The organism is Blastococcus sp. SYSU DS0828, assembly GCF_054050975.1.
Genome location: NZ_JBJHAK010000023.1, coordinates 1 through 17,996, shown reverse-complemented (window position 1 = coordinate 17,996; position 17,996 = coordinate 1). Strand labels below are relative to the sequence as shown.

General features: G+C 76.0%; 18 protein-coding genes and 1 rRNA gene. 3 read left to right on the top strand and 16 right to left on the bottom strand.

Annotated elements, in window-relative coordinates; genetic code table 11:
- Nucleotides 1–10: 10 nt before the first annotated feature.
- The 5 genes from ACI79Q_RS16450 to steA are packed head-to-tail and all read right to left on the bottom strand — an operon-like array spanning nt 11 to nt 5,741.
- Nucleotides 11–1,159, bottom strand: a complete 1,149-nt coding sequence (locus ACI79Q_RS16450; protein WP_456615047.1) for a glycosyltransferase family 4 protein — start codon at nt 1,157–1,159, stop codon at nt 11–13.
- Nucleotides 1,152–2,777, bottom strand: coding sequence for a murein biosynthesis integral membrane protein MurJ (gene murJ, locus ACI79Q_RS16445; protein WP_456600061.1), 1,626 nt, complete (start codon nt 2,775–2,777; stop codon nt 1,152–1,154). Before murJ ends, ACI79Q_RS16450 begins: the two co-directional genes overlap by 8 nt.
- Nucleotides 2,774–3,613 (bottom strand): hypothetical protein, encoded by an 840-nt coding sequence (locus tag ACI79Q_RS16440; protein WP_456590753.1) that lies wholly within the window; start codon nt 3,611–3,613, stop codon nt 2,774–2,776. The genes murJ and ACI79Q_RS16440 overlap by 4 nt, the downstream gene beginning before the upstream one ends.
- Entirely contained in the window at nt 3,610–4,557 is a 948-nt protein-coding gene (locus ACI79Q_RS16435; RefSeq protein ID WP_456590752.1) for a copper transporter, read from the bottom strand. The genes ACI79Q_RS16440 and ACI79Q_RS16435 overlap by 4 nt, the downstream gene beginning before the upstream one ends.
- On the bottom strand, nt 4,554–5,741 hold the full coding sequence (steA, locus tag ACI79Q_RS16430) for a putative cytokinetic ring protein SteA (RefSeq protein WP_456590751.1): 1,188 nt from the start codon (nt 5,739–5,741) through the stop codon (nt 4,554–4,556). Before steA ends, ACI79Q_RS16435 begins: the two co-directional genes overlap by 4 nt.
- 165 nt (nt 5,742–5,906) lie before the next feature.
- Between steA and ACI79Q_RS16425 the strand changes: the two genes are divergently transcribed.
- Entirely contained in the window at nt 5,907–6,788 is an 882-nt protein-coding gene (locus ACI79Q_RS16425) for a TetR/AcrR family transcriptional regulator (RefSeq protein ID WP_456590750.1), read from the top strand.
- A gap of 160 nt (nt 6,789–6,948) precedes the next feature.
- Here ACI79Q_RS16425 and ACI79Q_RS16420 read toward each other — a convergent pair whose 3' ends face one another.
- Genes ACI79Q_RS16420 through ACI79Q_RS16400 form a run of 5 tightly spaced genes read right to left on the bottom strand, consistent with a single transcriptional unit; the run spans nt 6,949 to nt 11,608 of the window.
- Nucleotides 6,949–7,665 carry a methylase gene (locus tag ACI79Q_RS16420; RefSeq protein ID WP_456590749.1) on the bottom strand — a complete coding sequence of 239 codons (717 nt, stop codon included), beginning with the start codon at nt 7,663–7,665 and terminating at the stop codon, nt 6,949–6,951.
- A 56-nt stretch (nt 7,666–7,721) separates the two neighbouring features.
- The gene (recN, locus tag ACI79Q_RS16415) at nt 7,722–9,500 is read right to left on the bottom strand and encodes a DNA repair protein RecN (RefSeq protein WP_456590748.1); all 1,779 of its coding nucleotides are present in this window, start codon (nt 9,498–9,500) and stop codon (nt 7,722–7,724) included.
- Complete coding sequence (locus ACI79Q_RS16410; RefSeq protein ID WP_456590747.1) at nt 9,475–10,515, bottom strand: NAD kinase; 1,041 nt, start codon at nt 10,513–10,515, stop codon at nt 9,475–9,477. Before ACI79Q_RS16410 ends, recN begins: the two co-directional genes overlap by 26 nt.
- Nucleotides 10,512–11,309, bottom strand: coding sequence for a TlyA family RNA methyltransferase (locus ACI79Q_RS16405; RefSeq protein WP_456590746.1), 798 nt, complete (start codon nt 11,307–11,309; stop codon nt 10,512–10,514). The genes ACI79Q_RS16410 and ACI79Q_RS16405 overlap by 4 nt, the downstream gene beginning before the upstream one ends.
- Nucleotides 11,309–11,608, bottom strand: coding sequence for a hypothetical protein (locus tag ACI79Q_RS16400; RefSeq protein WP_456615046.1), 300 nt, complete (start codon nt 11,606–11,608; stop codon nt 11,309–11,311). Before ACI79Q_RS16400 ends, ACI79Q_RS16405 begins: the two co-directional genes overlap by 1 nt.
- Nucleotides 11,609–11,800: 192 nt before the next feature.
- Here ACI79Q_RS16400 and ACI79Q_RS16395 point away from each other — a divergent pair, with 192 nt between their 5' ends.
- Nucleotides 11,801–12,118 carry a sterol-binding protein gene (locus ACI79Q_RS16395; protein WP_456590744.1) on the top strand — a complete coding sequence of 106 codons (318 nt, stop codon included), beginning with the start codon at nt 11,801–11,803 and terminating at the stop codon, nt 12,116–12,118.
- Between the two features lie 11 nt (nt 12,119–12,129).
- Here the strand turns inward: ACI79Q_RS16395 and ACI79Q_RS16390 are convergent, their stop codons facing one another.
- Together ACI79Q_RS16390 and ACI79Q_RS16385 are read right to left on the bottom strand one after the other, a co-directional pair.
- Complete coding sequence (locus ACI79Q_RS16390) at nt 12,130–13,248, bottom strand: HAD-IIA family hydrolase (RefSeq protein WP_456615045.1); 1,119 nt, start codon at nt 13,246–13,248, stop codon at nt 12,130–12,132.
- Complete coding sequence (locus ACI79Q_RS16385; RefSeq protein ID WP_456590742.1) at nt 13,245–13,670, bottom strand: tetratricopeptide repeat protein; 426 nt, start codon at nt 13,668–13,670, stop codon at nt 13,245–13,247. Before ACI79Q_RS16385 ends, ACI79Q_RS16390 begins: the two co-directional genes overlap by 4 nt.
- 101 nt (nt 13,671–13,771) lie before the next feature.
- Between ACI79Q_RS16385 and ACI79Q_RS16380 the strand changes: the two genes are divergently transcribed.
- Nucleotides 13,772–15,082 carry a DUF1015 domain-containing protein gene (locus tag ACI79Q_RS16380; RefSeq protein WP_456590741.1) on the top strand — a complete coding sequence of 437 codons (1,311 nt, stop codon included), beginning with the start codon at nt 13,772–13,774 and terminating at the stop codon, nt 15,080–15,082.
- A 17-nt stretch (nt 15,083–15,099) separates the two neighbouring features.
- Here ACI79Q_RS16380 and ACI79Q_RS16375 read toward each other — a convergent pair whose 3' ends face one another.
- From ACI79Q_RS16375 to rrf, 4 genes are all read right to left on the bottom strand, one after another.
- The gene (locus ACI79Q_RS16375; protein ID WP_456590740.1) at nt 15,100–15,459 is read right to left on the bottom strand and encodes a single-stranded DNA-binding protein; all 360 of its coding nucleotides are present in this window, start codon (nt 15,457–15,459) and stop codon (nt 15,100–15,102) included.
- 98 nt (nt 15,460–15,557) lie between these two features.
- Complete coding sequence (locus ACI79Q_RS16370) at nt 15,558–16,256, bottom strand: hypothetical protein (RefSeq protein ID WP_456615044.1); 699 nt, start codon at nt 16,254–16,256, stop codon at nt 15,558–15,560.
- A 296-nt stretch (nt 16,257–16,552) separates the two neighbouring features.
- Nucleotides 16,553–17,653 (bottom strand): hypothetical protein, encoded by a 1,101-nt coding sequence (locus ACI79Q_RS16365; RefSeq protein ID WP_456615043.1) that lies wholly within the window; start codon nt 17,651–17,653, stop codon nt 16,553–16,555.
- 217 nt (nt 17,654–17,870) lie between these two features.
- A 5S ribosomal RNA gene (gene rrf, locus ACI79Q_RS16360) occupies nt 17,871–17,987 on the bottom strand.
- Between the last annotated feature and the right edge of the window lie 9 nt (nt 17,988–17,996).

The window sequence follows — 17,996 nt, the reverse complement described above, 5'->3', positions numbered from 1 at the left end:
GCCGGCCCGGTCATGTGCCCGGCCGGGCCGGGGACGTCCCGAGCAGGTCCCGGTAGATGCCGACCAGCTGCGCGGCCGTCCCCTCCTCGTCGGGCCAGGTGGCCGCCTGCCGCAGCCCCGCCTCGGCGAGGTCGGCGGCGTGCGCGCTGTCGCAGAGCACCCGCACCACGGCCTCGGCCAGGGCCTCGGCGTCTCCTGGCGGGACGAGCTCGGCGGCGTCCCCGAGCAGCTCCGGCAGCCCGCCGGTGCGACTGGCCACCAGGGGCACCCCCGCCCGCAGCGCCTCCTGGGCGGTGAGCGAACGCGCCTCCCAGCGCGAGGGCAGGACGCAGAGGTCGGCGGCACCGAGCAGGTCCGCGACGTCGTCCCGGCGACCCAGCAGCGTGACCGGCAACCTCTCGGCCCGGATGCGACCGGCGAGCTCGTCGTGCAGCGGCCCGTCGCCGGCGACGACGACCGACGGCGCGGGTCGCACGCGCTGGTCGGCCGACCAGCGGGCCACGGCGTCGAGCAGGACGTCGTAGCCCTTCTGCGGGTGCAGCCGGCCCACGGCGACCACGAGCGCGCGGTCGTCGTCCAGCCCCAGCTCCTGCCGCACCTCCGCCGGGGTGCGCGTGGCCGCGGGCAGCGGTGGCGCGGAGACCGGCGCCAGCCGCACGTCGCGCGCCCCCCGCCGACGGGCGTTCTCCGCCAGGTCGGCCGAGGCGGCGAGGACGACGTCGGCGGCCCGGACGGTGGCCCGCTCCGCGCGTGCCAGCACCCGGCGCCGCAGGCCACCGCCCTCGGGGAGGGCGTTGTGCAGGGTGAGGACCAGCGGGGGCGAGCCGTCGGCCAGCCGGCGCGCGGCCGCGGCGACCAGGCCGGCGCGCAACCCGTGCGCGTGCACGAGATCGGTGCCGGTCAGCGCCGTGCGGAGCGCCCGCACCGCCCGGGCGTCGGCGGCGGGGGCCAGCCCGGCGGAGATCTCGACGGGCGTGAAGTCCGCGCCGCGGCCGGAGAAGTCGAACAGCGCGTCGGTGGCTGCCGGGCCGCACACACCCACGTCGGCACCCGCGGCGAGCAGCGGGTGCAGCAGCGAGCGCACGTGGGTGCCCACCCCGCCGGTGCTGGTGGCGAGCACCTCGGTGACGCGGCGGCTGCGCAGGGGCGCCTCAGGCACCGCGCACCTCCTGCCCGCCCGTCGACCGCAACTCCCGGAACGCCCCCACCAGCTGCGCGCGGGCCGTGCCCATCATGACCGCCAGCGCGACGGCGAGCACCACGCACCCGGCGAGGACGCCGACCCCGAGCGTCACGAGCAGGCCGCCCCCCGGCACCGGGTCCGCGCCCAGCGCCCGGGTGACCCACAGCCCCGCGGCGCCGCCCACGACGGCCGCCAGGACGGCCACGGGGCCGGTGCGGCCCAACCCTCCCAGCGCGGGCCGGCCCGCCACCCGGGCGACCACGAGCAGCAGCCCGGCCCCGGCGACGGTGACCCCCGCGGTGTGGCCGAGCCCGAGGGCCAGCGCCCGGTCGCCGGCGGGCAGGACCCGGGCCAGGACGACGTCGGCGACGACGGCGAGCAGCCACCCGCCCAGGACGCAGGCCGTCGGCGCCTTCCACAGGCCGCGGGCGTACAGCGCCCGGGTGAGCACCGCCACGAGGCCGTAGCCGAGCAACCCCGGGGCGAAGGCCATGACGGTGTCGCGCAGCGCCGCGACGTCGCGGTCGCCCTGGGCAGCGAGGAAGACCCGCGCCACGGGGCCGGCGGTCGCGACCAGCACCGCGGCGGCGACGGCGGAGGCGGCGACCGCGAGCACGGTGACCGGCGCCAGCGCACGGCGGTACGCGGCCTCGTCGCCGCTCTCGGCGCTCTCGGCCAGCCCGGGGTAGGCCGACGTCGCCAGCGGGACGGCGAGGGCCGCCCAGGGCAGCAGGAAGACCGTGAGGCCGGCGGCGTACACGACGAGCGTGCCTGCGGGGGCGCCGTCGTTGGCCAGCCGGATCGCGACGGCGGCCAGCAGCTGCTGCCCGGCGAGGGTCAGCACGCCGGCGGCGGCCAGCCGGCGGACCCGCGGGGCGGCGCCGACCGGGAAGCGCAACGCCGGCCGCAGCCCCAGGCGCAGTCCGCGCACCGGCGCCAGGAGGCTGAGGCTGAGGGCGACCACGCCGAGCGTCGTGCCGACGCCGAGCACCAGCTCGGCCGGCGTGGAGAGCCCGGAGACGTCCCGGCCGCCCCCGATCGCGGCGAAGACCAGGTAGGTCGTGGCCACCACCACGCTGGACAGCAGCGGGGCGAGCGCCGGCCAGGCGAAGCGCCGGTGTGCCTGGAGCACGCCCGTCAGGACGATGCCGATCCCGTAGAGGACGACCTGCGGCGCGAAGACGAGCAGGAACCGGCTGGCCAGCTGTACCTCCGCCGCGTCGCCGCCGCCGAGCAGCAGCTCGGCGATCGGCTCGGCGAACACGGCGACCAGGAGCGACAGCGGGACCAGCAGCAGCAGCGTCCAGCCCAGCAGCGCCGAGGCGGTGCGGCGCACCTGCTCCCGGTCGCCGGCGGCGATGCCACCGGCGAGCATCGGCACGACGAGGCTGGCCAGCGCGCCGCCGGCGACGACCTCGAACACGATGTTCGGGACGTTGTTGGCCGCCAGGTAGGCGTCACCGGTGGTGCCGGCCCCCACCGTGTTGGTGAAGACGAGCGTGCGGCCGAACCCGGCCAGCCGGGCCAGGAGCGTCAGCGCCGCGATCAGCGCGGCGGCGCCGGCCACCCCGCGCGCCACCTGCCGGGTGCTCACGAGGATCGGCGACCGAGGCGGTCCAGATCGCGGAGCCCGGGGGTGGCCTCGATGACGCGGGTGAAACTGATCCGCTCGCTGGCCAGGGTGAGCGCGGTGATGGCCGCCAGCGCGCCCGTCCGGGCGCCGCGGGAGGGCATCCGGGCCAGCCGCAGGCCGAGGAGGGCGCCCACGGAGTTCGCGCCGCAGTCGCCGAGCATGATCCGCTCGCCGAGGTCGTCCGGCAGCACGGCGAGGCTCGCCCCGAAGGGACCGGCCACCAGGTTCCCCGCCGGGCCACCCAGACCGGCGGCCGCGGCGATCGCCGCCACCTTCGCCGCGCGCCCGGGTCGCAGGTCCAGCAGGTTGAGCAGGTTCGCGGTGCCGGCGACCAGGCCGGTGGTGAGCACGCCGTCGACCACGGCACCGGCGCCCCGGCCGGGCCCGCGGGTCAGGATCGCGGCCACGGCGGCCGCGGCGCCGATACCGGCCACCTTGACCGCCCCGGCCGAGACGCGGCCCTCCCGGAGCGCTCGCAGGTGCCCGGCCAGCCCCTTGTCACGGGCCTGCTCGGGCCGGGCGCCGGCGAGGTCGTCGTACCCGCCGACGAGGCCGGAGACGGCGCCGACCACCACCGCTGCGGCCCGGGTCCCGGGCGGGGCGCCGAGCGCCGCCGACGCCGTCGCCGAGACGGCGAGCGCCGGCCCGCCGAGCAGGGACACCGGCCGGCCGGCGTAGTTCGTCCGCCGCCAGGCCGCACCGGCCGGCGACGCCGTCAGCGCCGTCGATGCGGCCAGGGCGACGCGCGCCGCTCCCGCACCGGCGAGCGCGAGGGCCGCGGCTCGCCGTCCGCTCACTGCGCGGCCGCGGGCACCGGCGGCACCGGCTGGGCGTCGTCCGCCGTCCCGTACTTACCCGACGTGCCCTGCGACTCCTGACCGAGGGCGAGGACGGTGCTGATCCTGCCCACCTCCGTGCCCACGTTGTCCACCGTGGAGACGGCCGCGGCGAGCGCGGGGTCCGCGCGCAGCACGCCGACGAGCCCCTCGGGGCGCGCCGTCGCCGCCGTGCCGGCGACGACTGCGCCACGGCCCTGCTCGTCGAGCGCGGTGACCAGCTCGACGAGCATGGTGGTGCGCTGATCGGCGTCCGCACCCTCGAACAGGCCACCGGTGAGGACGACGGCGTGGTCGGCCGGCGAGACGGAGGCCGACTCGGCGGTGAGCACCTCCAGCGAGCTGAGCCCGGCCAGCACCGAGGACACCGCCGCGGTGTCCGGCACCGGACCGCCCTCGGGGATCATGAGCACCTGGGACAGCAGGGAGGCCACCAGGACCCCGGCATCGCCGCTCTCGGGCAGCTGGAGGCCGGCGGGGAGCCCCGCGCCGGTCACGTAGCTCTGCAGCGCGGTCGCGGTGGCCGGGTCGCTGTACTGCGGCTGCAGGCGCACGACGCCGCTGACCGAGCCCCCGGCGTCGCCGATCAGCGCGGTGACCTCCTCGACCGTCTCCGGGGCGACGTCCTCGTCGGTGAGCACCAGCAGCACGCTGCGCTCGGTGAGCGTGCCGTCGACCAGGACCGGGCCCACCGCCTCCTCGAACTCCTGGCTGGTGCTCAGCTGCGCCTGGAGGTCGCGGGTCTGGTCCTCGAGCGCCCGCTTGTCCTGCTCGAGCTGGGAGACCTGGTTCTCGATGTCGGCCAGGATCGGCTCGTTGAGCGCCGTGGTGCCGATGACGATCCCGAGCGCGACCGCGAGGAACACGGCGATCAGCGACACCAGGTGGTAGCGGAAGTCGATCACGAGAAGAGGTTCTCCAGCCAGAACATGAAGCTGTTCCATTGGTCGAGCAGCAGGTCGAGGTACAGCCGCCCCGCGGCGGAGACGGCGAGGGCCGACCCGATGGCGATGAAGGCGGCGAGCACCAGGACGACGAGCGCGGTGGTCGAGATGCGGCTGCGGTAGAGCCGGCTGACGCCCTTGGCGTCGACCAGCTTGCCGCCCAGCCGCAGGCGGGTGAGGAACGTCGACGCCATGCCCCCGCGGCCCTTGTCGAGGAACTCGACGAGGGTGGCGTGGGTGCCGACCGCGACGATCAGCGTGGCGCCCTTCTCGTCGGCCAGCAGCATCGCGATGTCCTCGCTCGTGGCGGCGGCCGGGAAGGTGATCGCCTCCACGCCGAGGTCCTGGACGCGGGCGAGGCCGGGAGCCCGCCCGTCGGCGTAGGCGTGCACGACGACCTCGGCACCGGAGCGCAGGACGTCGTCGCTGACCGAGTCCATGTCACCGATGATCATGTCGGGCGAGTAGCCGGCGTCGACGAGGGCGTCCGCGCCGCCGTCCACCCCGATGAGGACCGGGCGGTAGTCGCGGATGTAGGCGCGGAGCGCGTGCAGGTCCTCCTTGTAGTCGTAGCCGCGGACGACCACGAGCACGTGCCGGCCCTCGATGGAGGTGGTGACGTCGGGGACGCCGACCCCGTCGAGCAGGAGCGCGCGCTCCCGCTTCATGTACTCCATCGTGTTGGCGGCGAACGCCTCGAGCTGCACCGACAGCCCGGCCTTCGCATCGGCCATCGCGGCGGCGACCGACTCGGCGTCGTGCTCGGTCCCCTCGGCGAGCACCGTGCCCTCGGCGTCGAGCAGCCGGCCGCCGTCGAGGCGGACCTCGGTGCCCTCCTTGACCTTCGCGAAGACGTCCTTGCCGACGTCGTCGAGCAGCGGGATCCCGGCGTTGATGAGGATCTCCGGCCCCAGGTTCGGATAGCGACCGGAGATGCTGGGCGCGGCGTTGACCACCGCGGCGACCTTGCAGCCCACCAGCGCGTCGGCGCTGACCCGGTCGATGTCGACGTGGTCGATGACCGCGATGTCGCCGGGGCGCAACCGCTTCGTCAGGTTCTTCGTGCGGCGGTCCAGGCGGACGGTGCCGGCGACGCCGGACCCGGTTTCCTGTGCCCGGCCGCGGCGAACGGTGCCGATGCGCATGACATCGCATGCTGCCACGCCCGGCACGCCGGCCGATCCACCGACGCGCCTCGGCAACGCCCTGGTCACTCAGCGTGTCCGACACCACCTTCGGCCGACACGCCGGGTTCGTCCCGCGGGCTACTTCCGCGGAACCGTTACCGAGTCGTGACTAGCGTTGCCCGTGTGACTGGTGTTGCCGCAGCCCTGACGACCGACGCGTCCCTCCCGCAGGTCGAGGAGGCCGCCCCGGCCCCTGCCGGCACCGCGGTGATCAGGGCCGTTCCGGCTCCGGAGCCGGTCGCGGCCCCGGCTGCGCCCCCCGTGCCGCCGGCCGCGCCGGTGGTGGACGAGGACGTCGCGGACCAGGACGGCGTGGACCAGGCCGTCGCGGGCCAGGACGGCGCGGACCGGCCGCGCGGCCGCCGGAAGCTGCGGGGCCAGGGCATCCGGGAGCACCGCCGGCAGCAGACCCGCGAACGGATCGTCGACGCCGCCACGGAGCTGTTCGAGGCGCGGGGCTTCGACGCGGTGAGCGTCGTGGAGATCGCCCAGCGCGCCGGCGTGGTGGAGAAGACCGTCTTCAACCACTTCCCCGTCAAGGAGGGGCTGGTCTTCGACGCCGATCCGCCGATGCGCGCCGCGCTGCTCGCCGCGGTGCGCCGGCGGCCGGCGGGTGAGTCGGTGGCCGCGGCGGCGGGGAGCTTCGTGGTCGCCGCGGTGAGCCTGCTCGGCACGCCCGAGGCCGCCGAGGGCGTGGCCCGGATGGCGCGGGTCATCCGGGGCAGCCGGACGCTCCAGGTGCGGGAACGGGAGATCCTCGGCGAGCTCACCACCTCGCTGGCCGACCTGATCGCCGAGGAGACGGCGGCCCGGCCGGGCCAGCTCGAACCGTGGCTCGCCGCGCACGCCGTCCTCGGGCTCTACGCCTCCCTGCTGGAACTCGCCCGCGACCGCGTCCTGGCCGGGGTGAGCGGGCCGGAGCTCGCCGCGGAGCTGCGCCGCCAGGGACGCCGGGGCCTGGCCCTGCTGCAGTTCGGGCTCGCCGGGTACGCCAAGCGCAGGTGACCGACCTGTCGAGCGGGGCCCGGAGGGCCTCCCGAGGGAGGTCGGGGAGCCGCCCCGCGAGGCGGCCCGCCGAGGGGCGGCCGGAGGCCTCCCCGAGAAGGGCCGGCAACGGCTCAGCGCAGGCGGGGAACGGCTCCTGGCCGCGGTGTGATCCGGAGGATCACAGACTGATCTGCAGAGAACGGAGCAGCTGGTCGCCGCGGTTGCCGGGGAGACCCGGATCGCGGGTGAACAGCGCGACCGCCACCATGTAGCCGTCCTCGCCGGCCCAGGCGTGGCCCGCGTCGCACAGCCGGCGGATGTGCTCGCGCACCTTGGGCTCGCTGCTGTACGGGCCGAAGTCCAGGCCCGTGGCCAGGAAGTTGACGACCCGGTACCCGAGCTCCTCCGCGGTGCGCACGGTCGTCTCCGGATCCGAGTAGCTGGCGACCGCGGAGATCACGTTCGTGTAGCCGGCCTTGAGCAGCTGCAGCACCAGGTCGTTCCCGCGGACACCGCCCCAGAGCTCGGGCATGACGATGTCCCGGTCCGGCGCGGGGATGTAGGGCGGGTTGGAGATCACCGTCCGGGCCTGGTGGCCGCCCGCGGAGTCGGCCTGGTCGAAGAAGTCGCCGAGCTCGACGGTGTAGCGGTCGGCGACGCCGCGCTCGGCGATGTTGGCGCGGGCCTGCTCCACCGACGGGGCGCTGATGTCGTAGCTGCGCACGCGCAGCTCGGGCAGGGAGCGCACCACGTCGGAGATGGCGGTGGCGTCGCCGGTGCCCAGTTCGTCGACCCCCTCCTCGACCCAGCCCAGCTGGTCCCGGTACTGGTCGAGCAGCATGCACACCGAGAAGCCGTAGTGCGCGGACTCGTCGGTGGAGGAGAAGCAGGTCACCGACGCCCCTTACCCCGGTGCATTGCGGGCCACTCACCCGCTCCGGGGAATGCCGGTCAGCGGGCAGCCGCCGCCACGGCGAGCAGTTCCCGCGCGTGCGCCTGGCCGGTGTCGCTGTCGGCGAGGCCGGAGAGCATGCGAGCCAGCTCGCGCACGCGGTCCTCGCCGTCGACCGAGCGGATGTCGGTGGCGGTGACCCCGGCACCGGTGTCGGGTGCCTTGTCGACGACCAGGTGGGTGTCGGCGAAGGCAGCGACCTGTGCCAGGTGCGTGACGACCACGACCTGGTGGTCCCGGGCCAGGCGGGCAAGCCGCCGGCCGATCTCCCCGGCGGCCTGGCCGCCCACCCCGGCGTCGACCTCGTCGAAGACCATGACCGGCACCGGGTCGGCGCCGGCGAAGACGACCTCGATGGCCAGCATCACGCGGGAGAGCTCCCCGCCGGAGGCGCCCTTGTGCACGGGCCGGGGCGGCGCGCCGGGGTGCGCGGCCAGCAGCAGCGCCACCTCGTCGACGCCCTCGGGCCCGGGGTCGTCGGGGTGGCTGTCGATGCTGAAAGAGACCTGGGCGCTCTTCATCGCCAGCCCGGCCAGCTCGCGGCCGACCTCGGCGGCGAACCCCTCCGCGGCGGCCCGCCGCCCCGCGGAGATCGCGGCGCCCAGGCGGTCGACCTCCGCGCGGGCGGCGTCCCGTTCGGCCTCGAGCGCCTCCAGCGCCTCGTCGGAGACGTCCAGCTCGGCCAGGCGGTGCTGCGCGTCCTCGGCCCAGGTGAGCACCCCGGAGACGCCCGCCCCGGGTTCGGCGTACTTGCGGACCAGCGCCGTCAGGGCGGCTCGGCGGTCGAGCACCTCGGCCAGCCGGGCGGGATCGGCGTCCAGGTCGGCCACGTAGCCGGCGAGCTGGCCGGCGACGTCGGAGACGACGGCCACGGCGTCGGCGAGGTCCTGGGCGAGCATGACCAGCGTCGGGTCGTCGGAGCCGGCCAGCGCGCGCTCGGCGATGGCCAGCGACGCGGTGGCGTCCTGCGGCAGCTCGCCGCCGACGAGGTCGCCGGTGACGTCGCCGATGAGCGCCATGCGCGCCTCGTCGGCGGCGGCTCGCAGCGCATCGGCGTCGCTGAGCCGCTTGGCCTGGGTGTCGAGCGCCTCGTCCTCGCCGGGTTCGGGGGCGACCGCGGCGATCTCCTCCAGGCCGTGACGGAGGACGTCGGCGGCCTGCGCCAGCTCACGGGCCTGCCCCCGCCGGCGGTCGAGGTCCGCGGCCAGGTCCCGCCAGCGCTGGTAGGCCTCGCGGTAGCGCTCCAGCAGCGCCAGGTGGTCGGCGCCGGCGTAGCGGTCGAGCGCGCGGCGCTGCTCGGCCGGGCGGGACAGCCGCAGCTGGTCGGTCTGGCCGTGCACCGCGAGCAGGCTCTCGGCGAGCTCCGCCACGACCCCGACCGGAACGCTCCGGCCGCCCAGGTACGCGCGGGACCGGCCCTCGGCGCTGACGGTGCGGGCGAGGATGAGGCTGCCGTCGTCGTCGGGGTCGGCACCGGCGTCGGCCGCCCGCGCCCACGCGGGTGACTCCGGCGGCAGCTCCAGGCGGCCCTCCACGCCGGCGCGACCGTTCGCCCGGACCCGGCCGGGGTCGGCCCGCCCGCCGAACAGCAGGGTCAGGCCGGTCACCACCATGGTCTTGCCGGCGCCGGTCTCCCCCGTCACGACGGTGAGACCACGGCCCAGCTCCAGGGTGACGTCGTCGATCGCGCCGAGCCCCCGGATGCGCAGCTCCGAGAGCCGCCCGGTCGCGGTGCCCGCCGGGGCCGGTCGTTCAGACGCCGTCGTGCGTGCCGCCACCGCTCACCTCCCGCGCCGGGAGGTCGGAGCCGTCGACGACATCACGGGCGAGGACGTTGCGGCTGGTGAACAGCTCGTGACCCGGACCGGGGTGCCGGGCGTCACGGAAGCCGCGGACCGGCAGTCCGAACTTCGCCACCAGCCGGTCGCCGAACGTCGCGGCGTGCACGCGGGCGATACGCACCGGCCGGCTCGCCCGGCGGACGTCGACGTGGCCACCGTCGGGGACCTCGACGGTGCGCCGCCCGTCGGCCGAGACGCGCGCGCGGTTGCCGTCTGCGGGGACGGCGACGGTCACCACCGAGTTCGGCGAGGTGACCAGTGGCCGCGCGAACAGCGCGTGGGCGTTGGAGGGCACCAGCAGCAGCGCCTCGACGTCGGGCCAGACCACCGGCCCCCCGGCGGAGAAGGCGTAGGCGGTGGACCCGGTCGGGGTGGCGCACAGGACGCCGTCGCACCCGAAACTGGTCAGCGGCCGCCCGTCGATGGCGAGGACGACGTCGAGCACCCGCGAGCGCTCAGCCTTCTCCACGGAGATCTCGTTCAGCGCCCACGTGCCGCCGACGACCATGCCGTCGCGGTCGCGGACGTCGACCTGGATCGCGAGCCGCTCCTCGACCGAGTACTCGCAGTCCTCGATGGCGGTCAGGGTCTCCTCGACCGCCTCGGGCTCGGTCTCGGCGAGGAAGCCCACCCGGCCGAGGTTGACCCCCATCAGCGCGGCGTCGGTGTACCGGGCCAGCTCGGCGGCGCGCAGAAAGGTGCCGTCGCCACCGAACACCATGACGATCTCGGCGTCCTTCGCGGCGGCCTCGTCGCAGGGAACCACCTCGGCGCCGGGGATCTCCAGGTCGGGCGCCTCCTCCTCGAGCACCTTGACGCCGATGCCGCCGCGGAGCAGCCGCGCCGCGGACGTGCGGGCCAGCTCGACGATGTCCTGCCGCCCGGTGTGCACCGTGAGCAGGACCCACCGGGCCTCCTGCCCGTCGCGCGGTGCCGTGCTCGGCTTGCTCACTGCGGTCCCTCCTGGACTGCTCGACGGACGGTGTCCTCCTCGGTCGGCCCGGCGTCGGACCGCAGCCAGAGGAAGAACTCCACGTTCCCAGCGGGCCCCGGCAGGGGGCTGGCCACCACACCGGCGGTTCCCCAGCCCAGTGCGTGCGCCGCTCGGCCGACCTCCAGGACGGCCTGCACCCGGTGCTCGGGATCGCGCACGACCCCGCCGGCACCGAGCCGCTCCCTGCCCACCTCGAACTGCGGCTTCACCATGGGCAGGAGGTCGGCGCCCGGCCGGGTGCACGCGGTGAGCGCGGGCAGCACCAGGCGCAGCGAGATGAAGGACAGGTCGGCGACCACGAGGTCGACCGGTCCGCCGATCGCCTCGGGGGTGAGCGTGCGCACGTTGGTGCGCTCGTGCACCCGCACCCGGTCGTCCGTGCGCAGCGACCAGGCCAGCTCCCCGTACCCGACGTCGACGGCGACGACCTCCGACGCGCCCCGGTCCAGGAGCACCTCGGTGAAGCCGCCGGTGGACGCGCCGGCGTCCAGGGCGCGCCGCCCCTCGACCGGAACGGGGAACGCCTCCAGCGCCCCGAGCAGCTTGTGCGCGCCGCGGGACACCCAGGTGGGCTCGTCGGGGTCGGTCCGCACGACGACGGGGGTGCCCGCCTCGACGCCGGTCGCCGGCTTGGTGGCCGCCTGGCCGGCGACGGCGACCCGCCCCTCGGCGATGAGGCTCACGGCGTGCTCGCGCGACCGGGCGAGGCCGCGGCGCACGAGCTCGGCGTCCAGCCGGGCGCGACGGGCCATCAGCGCGGATCGATCGTGCCGAGTTCGCGCTGCAGGCGCGCGTGCTCGACCTCGAAGACGGCCACGTGCTCGGACACGGGCAGCTCCTCCAGACCGCCCAGCCGGTGGCCCGCGCTCGCCCCGGCCGGGGGCGTTCCCCCGCCCGTCGCCGGGACCTCGGTGGCCGGGGACTGGGAGACCACGGACTCGGTCGCCGGCGTCGGCCGCGGCCCGGTCGTGGGCCCACCGGGAGCGGCGACCGGCGCAGCCCCCGGGCGGGGGGGCCCGGGCACCGGACGCGGTGCGGTCGGCTCGGTCACGGAGCACCTCTCGGGGAATCGGGTCGAGGAGGGAAGGGCGCGCGCTCGCGCACGAGCCGGCGTCCTGCTGCGGAGGTTACCGGCCGGCAACGACGCGGACCGGCCCGACGGAGCAGCGCGATAGCGTCGGGCGACCGCACCCACCACCGATCCCAGGGGAGATCCCGCCGCGTGGCCACGATGGACCAGTGCATGACCGCCCTCACGGGCATCCTCGGCGACCTGGCCGCGAACCCCGCGGCGGCCGGGCTCGACCGGAGCCTGTCCTGCCGGCTCCCCGACCTCGAGCAGGTGGTCCTCGGTCGGCTGAGCTCCGGTTCGGTGCGGGACCTGCACGCGGTGCCCGACGGTCCCGGCGTCCCGAAGGCCGACATCCGGCTGACCATGACCAGCGACGACCTGGTGGCCCTCACCGACGGACGGCTGTCGTTCGGGCCGGCGTGGGCCAGCGGCCGGGTCAAGCTGGAGGCGGGCCTGCGCGACCTCCTGCGGTTGCGCAAGCTGGTCTGAGAGCGGGCGGCTCAGCGGGAGCCGGCCGACGGCAGGTGCCAGGTCCGCGCGACCTCGGTCGCTGCCGGGCCGTGCGCCAGGACGCGCACCGGCGCGGCCGCGGTGGGGTGGGCGGCCCAGTGCGCGACGCAGAGCGCGCGCAACCCGTCGAGGTCGTCGGAGGCCGCCGCACCCCGCTGCGGGGGTCCGGCGTCCGGTCCGCGGAGCTCCAGCGCGTCGCCGCCCTCGGCCCGCTGGACCGTCCAGCCGCCGCACCGCCACGTACGGCCCTCGACCGTCACCGCGGGGTGGGCGTGCAGCATCCCGGCGGCGTCGGCAGCGAGCAGATCGGGCCGGTGGTCCGGGCCGGCGGCGAGCAGCGTGGCCGGATCGGTGACCCCCGAGAAGACCAGCAGGCTGGCCGCGCCGGCGCGGCGGGCGCCCTCGATGTCGGTGTCCAGCCGATCGCCCACCACCAGCGGGCGCTCGGCGGCGGTGCGGCGGACGCACTCGGCGTGCATGGCAGGGTCGGGCTTCCCGGTGACCAGGGGCTCGCATCCGGTCACCTGCCGGACGACCGCCACCATCGCCCCGTTGCCCGGTAACGGGCCGCGCGGCGAGGGGATGGACGCGTCGGCATTGGTCGCGATGTGCCGGGCGCCGTTGCGGACGGCGACCACGGCCTCGGCGAGCTGCGCCCAGCCCACCTCGCGCCCGTACCCCTGGACGACGGCCTCCGGATGGTCGTCCGCGCTGGCGACCACCGTGAGCCCGGCGGCCTCCAGGGCAGCCGCGACGCCGGGGCCGCCGACCGGCAGGACCCGCGCCGCGGGGTCGAGGAGACCGGCGACGACGGTGGCCGCCGCCTGGGAACTGGTGATGACGTCGGACGCGCCGGCCGGCACCCCCAGCTCGGTCAGGTGGGCGGCCACCTGCTCCGGCGTGCGGGCGGCGTTGTTCGTGACGAAGCCCAGCCGCATGCCGGCGGCGCGGGCACCGGCCAGGGCGGCGGGCACGCCCGGCACGGCGTCGGGGCCGACGTAGACCACCCCGTCCAGGTCGAGCAGGGCCACGTCGTACAGCCGGGCCGGGGGCTCGGCGCAGCCCGCGGCGAGCGCCGGGATCGGCGACCCGGTGGCCTGGTCGCTCATGCGGTCCCCCTCATCCGGCGCGCCCGCACCTCGCGCAGGGCCCGGGCGTAGTGGGCGAGGTCGGGGCGCATGGCCACGGCGAGTGCGAGCTGTTCCGCGGCGAGGGCGAGGTCGCCGGCGCGGCTGGCGGCCAGCCCGAGGCCGAACCGTGCGTAGTCGTCGGCGGGGTCGGAGGCGATGAGGCTGGTGAAGGTGTCGATCGCCTCGGGGTACCGGTGGGCGTCGTACTGGGCCCGCGCCAGGGCCTCGCGCACGCTGCGCGAGCCCGGCTCTGCCTCGGCCGCGCGGGCCAGGAGGGTGGCGGCGGCGTCGGGATGCCGGTCGGCGAGCAGCTCCAGCCCGCGGTGGTACCAGTCGTAGACACCGCCGGCGGGTGCCTGGCGCGCCCCGCCCCGGTCCTCCGGTGCACCGGGCTCCGCCACCGCTGCCTCCTTCCTGGACCGCTGCCCGGTCCTCGCTGCTCTCCCCGGCCGGTCGGGAGCGACCGACGGCGGCCGTCGCTGCCGCTCCTACGATCTGTGTCGTGCTCTCGTCGTCGGTGGGACCCCGAACACCCGGGTCGGTCCCGGGCCTGGAGGTCCGGCCGTTCCGGGCGCTGACCTACCGGGACCGCGATCCCGGGCACCTCGCCCGTGTCAGCTCGCCAGCCTACGACCTGGTGACCCCGGCCGGCCGGGATCGGCTGGTCCACGCCGACCCGCACAACATCGTGCGGCTGATCCTGCCGGGGCTCGACGGTGGGCCGGGCGTCCCGGACAGCTGCGCCGGTCTCGCCGCCGCCACGCTGCAGGCGTGGCTGGACGAGGGCGTGCTCGTGCGCGACCAGGCTGCTGCTCTGTGGCTGTACGAGCTGCGACCGTCCGACGGCGCCCCGGCCACCGTCGGGTGGCTGGGCGCAGTGGTCCTGCCGCCGGAGGGGTCGACAGCGGTGCTCCCCCACGAGGACACCTACCCCGCGGCGGTGGAGGGACGGCGCGCCCTGCTCGCCGCGACCCGCACGGACCTCGAACCCATCGTGCTGGCGCACGATCCCGATCCGGCGGTGTCCGGCGTGAGCGACACGGTGCGGCGGACGCCGCCGACCCTGGAGCTGCGTGACGGCGACGGCGTGCTGCACCGGCTGTGGCGCGTGACCGACGCGGCGACGCTGGAGGCTGCCACGAGTGCCCTGGCCCGTACCCGGGCGGTGATCGCGGACGGGCACCACCGGTTCGCGGCGGCCCGCGCCCACGCCCGCACCCAGGGCGGTGGACCGGGGTCGGGCGCGGTTCTCGCCCTCGTCACGCCCATGGGACCGGGCGGTCTCCGGGTCGACCCGATCCACCGCGTGGTGCCCGGCCTGCCGTTCGATGCGGCTGTGGACGCGGCGGCTCGCGGGTTCGTCACGGCGGAGCTGCCGGTCATCGGGGCGGGCGCCGGCGCGGTCGTCGCGGCGGCGCGCACCTGGCTGGGGGATCCCGCCGAGCGGGGGCTGCTGCTGACCGACGGCGCCCGGCTGGTGCGGCTGACCGGCGCCGACCCGGTGGTCCGGGCCGCCGTTCCGCCGGAGGCCCCACCGGCCTGGCGCGACCTCGACGTGGTGCTGGCACACCACGGGCTCGTCCAGCTGCTATGGGCCCGGCCGGACACGGTGGACGCCGTCGTCATCGCCCACACCCTCGAGGAGGCGGTCGCGGCCGCGCTCGAACAGGACGGGGTCGCCGTGCTGCTGCGCGCCCCGTCTCCCACCGACGTCGCCGCGGTCGCGCGCGCGGGCGCCCGCATGCCGCGGAAGTCCACCCTCTTCGTGCCGAAGCCGCGCACGGGCCTGGTGCTGCGGCCCCTCACGGACTGACCGGCGGGCCACGCTGGTCAGGCGGTCTCCCCCGCCGCTCGCCCGGCCGACCGCGGGACCTTCCGTCCGCGCCGGCAGTTGACCTCGCAGACCGACGCGGTACCTGACCCGGTGCGCCAGAAGCGCCGCTGGAGCGCTCCCTCGACCTCCACGACGTCACCGGGCTGCCAGGCGGCGATGCGCCGCTGCAGCGCCCGGTCGTACGTGATGCAGGTGAGGACGTCCACCGACCGACCTCGCACCGTGGGCACCGGTCTGCGCACCACCAGACGGAAGCTGAGCAGCGCGTCGCCGCTCGGCAGGGTGCGCAGTTCTGCGGGGGCGGACAACCGCCCCCGCAGGACCACGTCGTTGCGATCGATCACAGCCACGCTCATGCCCGCAGCCTGGTCGGTCGTGCCGCCCTCGTCCGCCGTACGACCCGATCTGTGGAGTCACGCGCGGGTGTGGACGGCGGTTCGTCCCCGACTCGGGGTCAGGACTCCTGGTCGTCGCTCCCGGATCCCGCTCGCTCGTCAGCGGAGGGGGCGTCGCCGTCGGTCTCACCCAGCAGCTCGGCGACCTCCGCCTCGACCTCCTCGGCGAAGCTCATCGCCTGCGGGCGGTTACCGTCGTCCGGGGTACCGGCGGTCGGGCTCGCGTCCTCCGGAGCGATGAACTGCAACGCGATGTCCTTCGGGGCCACTGCTCCCGGGACTACGTCCTCCGCAGCGACGTCCTCCGCAGCGACGTCCTCCGCAGCGACGTCCTCCGCAGCGACGTCCTCCGCAGCCTCTGTTCCCGGAACCACCTCCTCCGGAGCGATCTCCCCCGGAACCACGTCCGCCCGAACGACGTCCTCTCCGGACATGTCTGCCTCGTCGACCTCGCTGAACTCGACGCCGAGATCCTCACCCGCCAGCTCGGGATCGATTGCCGCGACGGCCTCGAGCCACTGATCGGCACGCTCGTCCTCGCCCTGGGCTCGCAGGAGCTCGGCGTAGGCAGCGGCCAGCCGCAGCCGGCCCGGATCGCCGGCGAACACAGCCGACGGCTCGGGGCGACCACCGAGAGCCGCCTCGAGGACCAGGCGGGCCGCAGCCTCCTCGCCGAGATCCTGTCGTGCGCCTGCTTCGACCAGTCGCAGCTCCACGGTCTCCTCGGCGTCGACGCCTTCGGCGAGCGCCTCGTTCACCAGGCGGATGGCCACCTCGGGACGGCCGAGCGCACGCTCACAATCGGCCAGCACTGCGCGGTAGCCCTGATCCCCGCTCATGCGGCGGTAGGCACGGATCTCCCGAGCCGCCTCGGCGTAGTCGCCGGCGTGGTAGGCCGCAACCCCCACGGCCTCGCGGACGACGGCCAGCCGGGAAGCCCGATCACGAGCAGCGCGTGCATGGGCGAGCGCGGTCTCCGGGTCCTCGTCGACCAGGGACCCGGCCGCGACCAGGTGCCCCCCGACCTTGGCGGAGTTGCGCGGGTCGAGCCCCTTCAGGGCAGCGCGGATCGCAGGATCCAGCTCCCGGGGATCTGCCCATTCGGGGATCTCCGGACCGACCGGCACCGGGGGGCGCCGGTCCTGCGCGTCCCGGGACGGACGGCCGCCGGAGGGACCACCCTCCGGGCGTCGGTCGCGCCAGTTGCCCTGCGGCGTTTCCCCCGACGGTCGGCGGTCCTGCCAATCACCACGCGGCCGGTCACCCTGCGGTCGAGCCGGGCGGTCGCCCTGGGGACGGCGGTCCTGCCAGTCACCACGGGGACGGTCCCCCTGAGAGCGAGCCGGCCTGTCCCCCTGCGGCCGAGCCGGGCGGTCGCCCTGGGGGCGCCGGTCCTGCCAATCACCACGCGGGCGGTCACCCTGGGGACGGCGGTCCTGCCAATCACCACGCGGGCGGTCACTCTGGGGACGGCGGTCCTGCCAGTCACCACGGGGACGCTCGCCCTGCGGCCGAGCCGGACGGTCACCCTGGGGACGGCGGTCCTGCCAGTCACCACGGGGACGGTCCCCCTGAGAGCGAGCCGGCCTGTCCCCCTGCGGCCGAGCCGGTCGATCGCCCTCGGGACGGCGGTCCCGCCAGTCACCACGCGGCCGGTCGCCCTGCGGCCGAGCCGATCGATCGCCCTGGGGACGACGGTCCTGCCAGTCACCACGCGGGCGGTCGCCCTGCGGTCGAGCCGATCGATCGCCCTGGGGACGACGGTCCTGCCAGTCACCACGCGGGCGGTCGCCCTGCGGCCGAGCCGGTCGATCGCCCTCGGGACGACGGTCCCGCCAGTCACCACGCGGCCGGTCACCCTGCGGCCGAGCCGGTCGGTCACCCTGGGGACGACGGTCCTGCCAGTCACCACGGGGACGCTCGCCCTGCGGCCGCCCGGGCCGGTCACCCTGCGGTCGCCCCGAGCGGTCGCCCTGGGAACGGCGGTCCTGCCAGTCACCACGCGGGCGGTCGCCCTGCGGTCGACCCGGGCGGTCACCCTGGGGACGACGGTCCTGCCAATCACCACGGGGACGATCCCCCTGAGAGCGAGCCGGCCTGTCGCCCTGCGGCCGAGCCGGTCGATCGCCTCGGGCACCACCGCGCGCGCCAGCACCGCCCTCCGGCCGACGATCGTTCTGTGACCGGGGGCCGCGGCCACCCTGTCGCCCGTCGCCGGACCCGCCGGACCCGCCGGAACCACGTCGCGGAGCAGTCATGCCTTTTCAGTACCTCTTTGCTAGACGCCGCACACGACCAGCACGGCCGGCGGCGGACATGGAAAAGCGAACGGGGGCCAGAGCGCTCGCTCTGACCCCCGTTCGGGGAAGTATGTCCGGCGGCGTCCTACTCTCCCACCCCGTCTCCAGGGCAGTACCATCGGCGCTGAGAGGCTTAGCTTCCGGGTTCGGAATGTTGCCGGGCGTTTCCCTCTCGCCATGGCCGCCGTAACTCTGTGA

Coding starts and splice junctions, on each gene's coding strand:
- ACI79Q_RS16375 (WP_456590740.1), bottom strand. CDS start 15,459: ATGAGCGTGGCTGTGATCGATCGCAACGACGTGGTCCTGCGGGGGCGG.
- steA (WP_456590751.1), bottom strand. CDS start 5,741: ATGCGCATCGGCACCGTTCGCCGCGGCCGGGCACAGGAAACCGGGTCC.
- ACI79Q_RS16405 (WP_456590746.1), bottom strand. CDS start 11,309: ATGGCCCGTCGCGCCCGGCTGGACGCCGAGCTCGTGCGCCGCGGCCTC.
- ACI79Q_RS16390 (WP_456615045.1), bottom strand. CDS start 13,248: ATGAGCGACCAGGCCACCGGGTCGCCGATCCCGGCGCTCGCCGCGGGC.
- ACI79Q_RS16395 (WP_456590744.1), top strand. CDS start 11,801: ATGACCGCCCTCACGGGCATCCTCGGCGACCTGGCCGCGAACCCCGCG.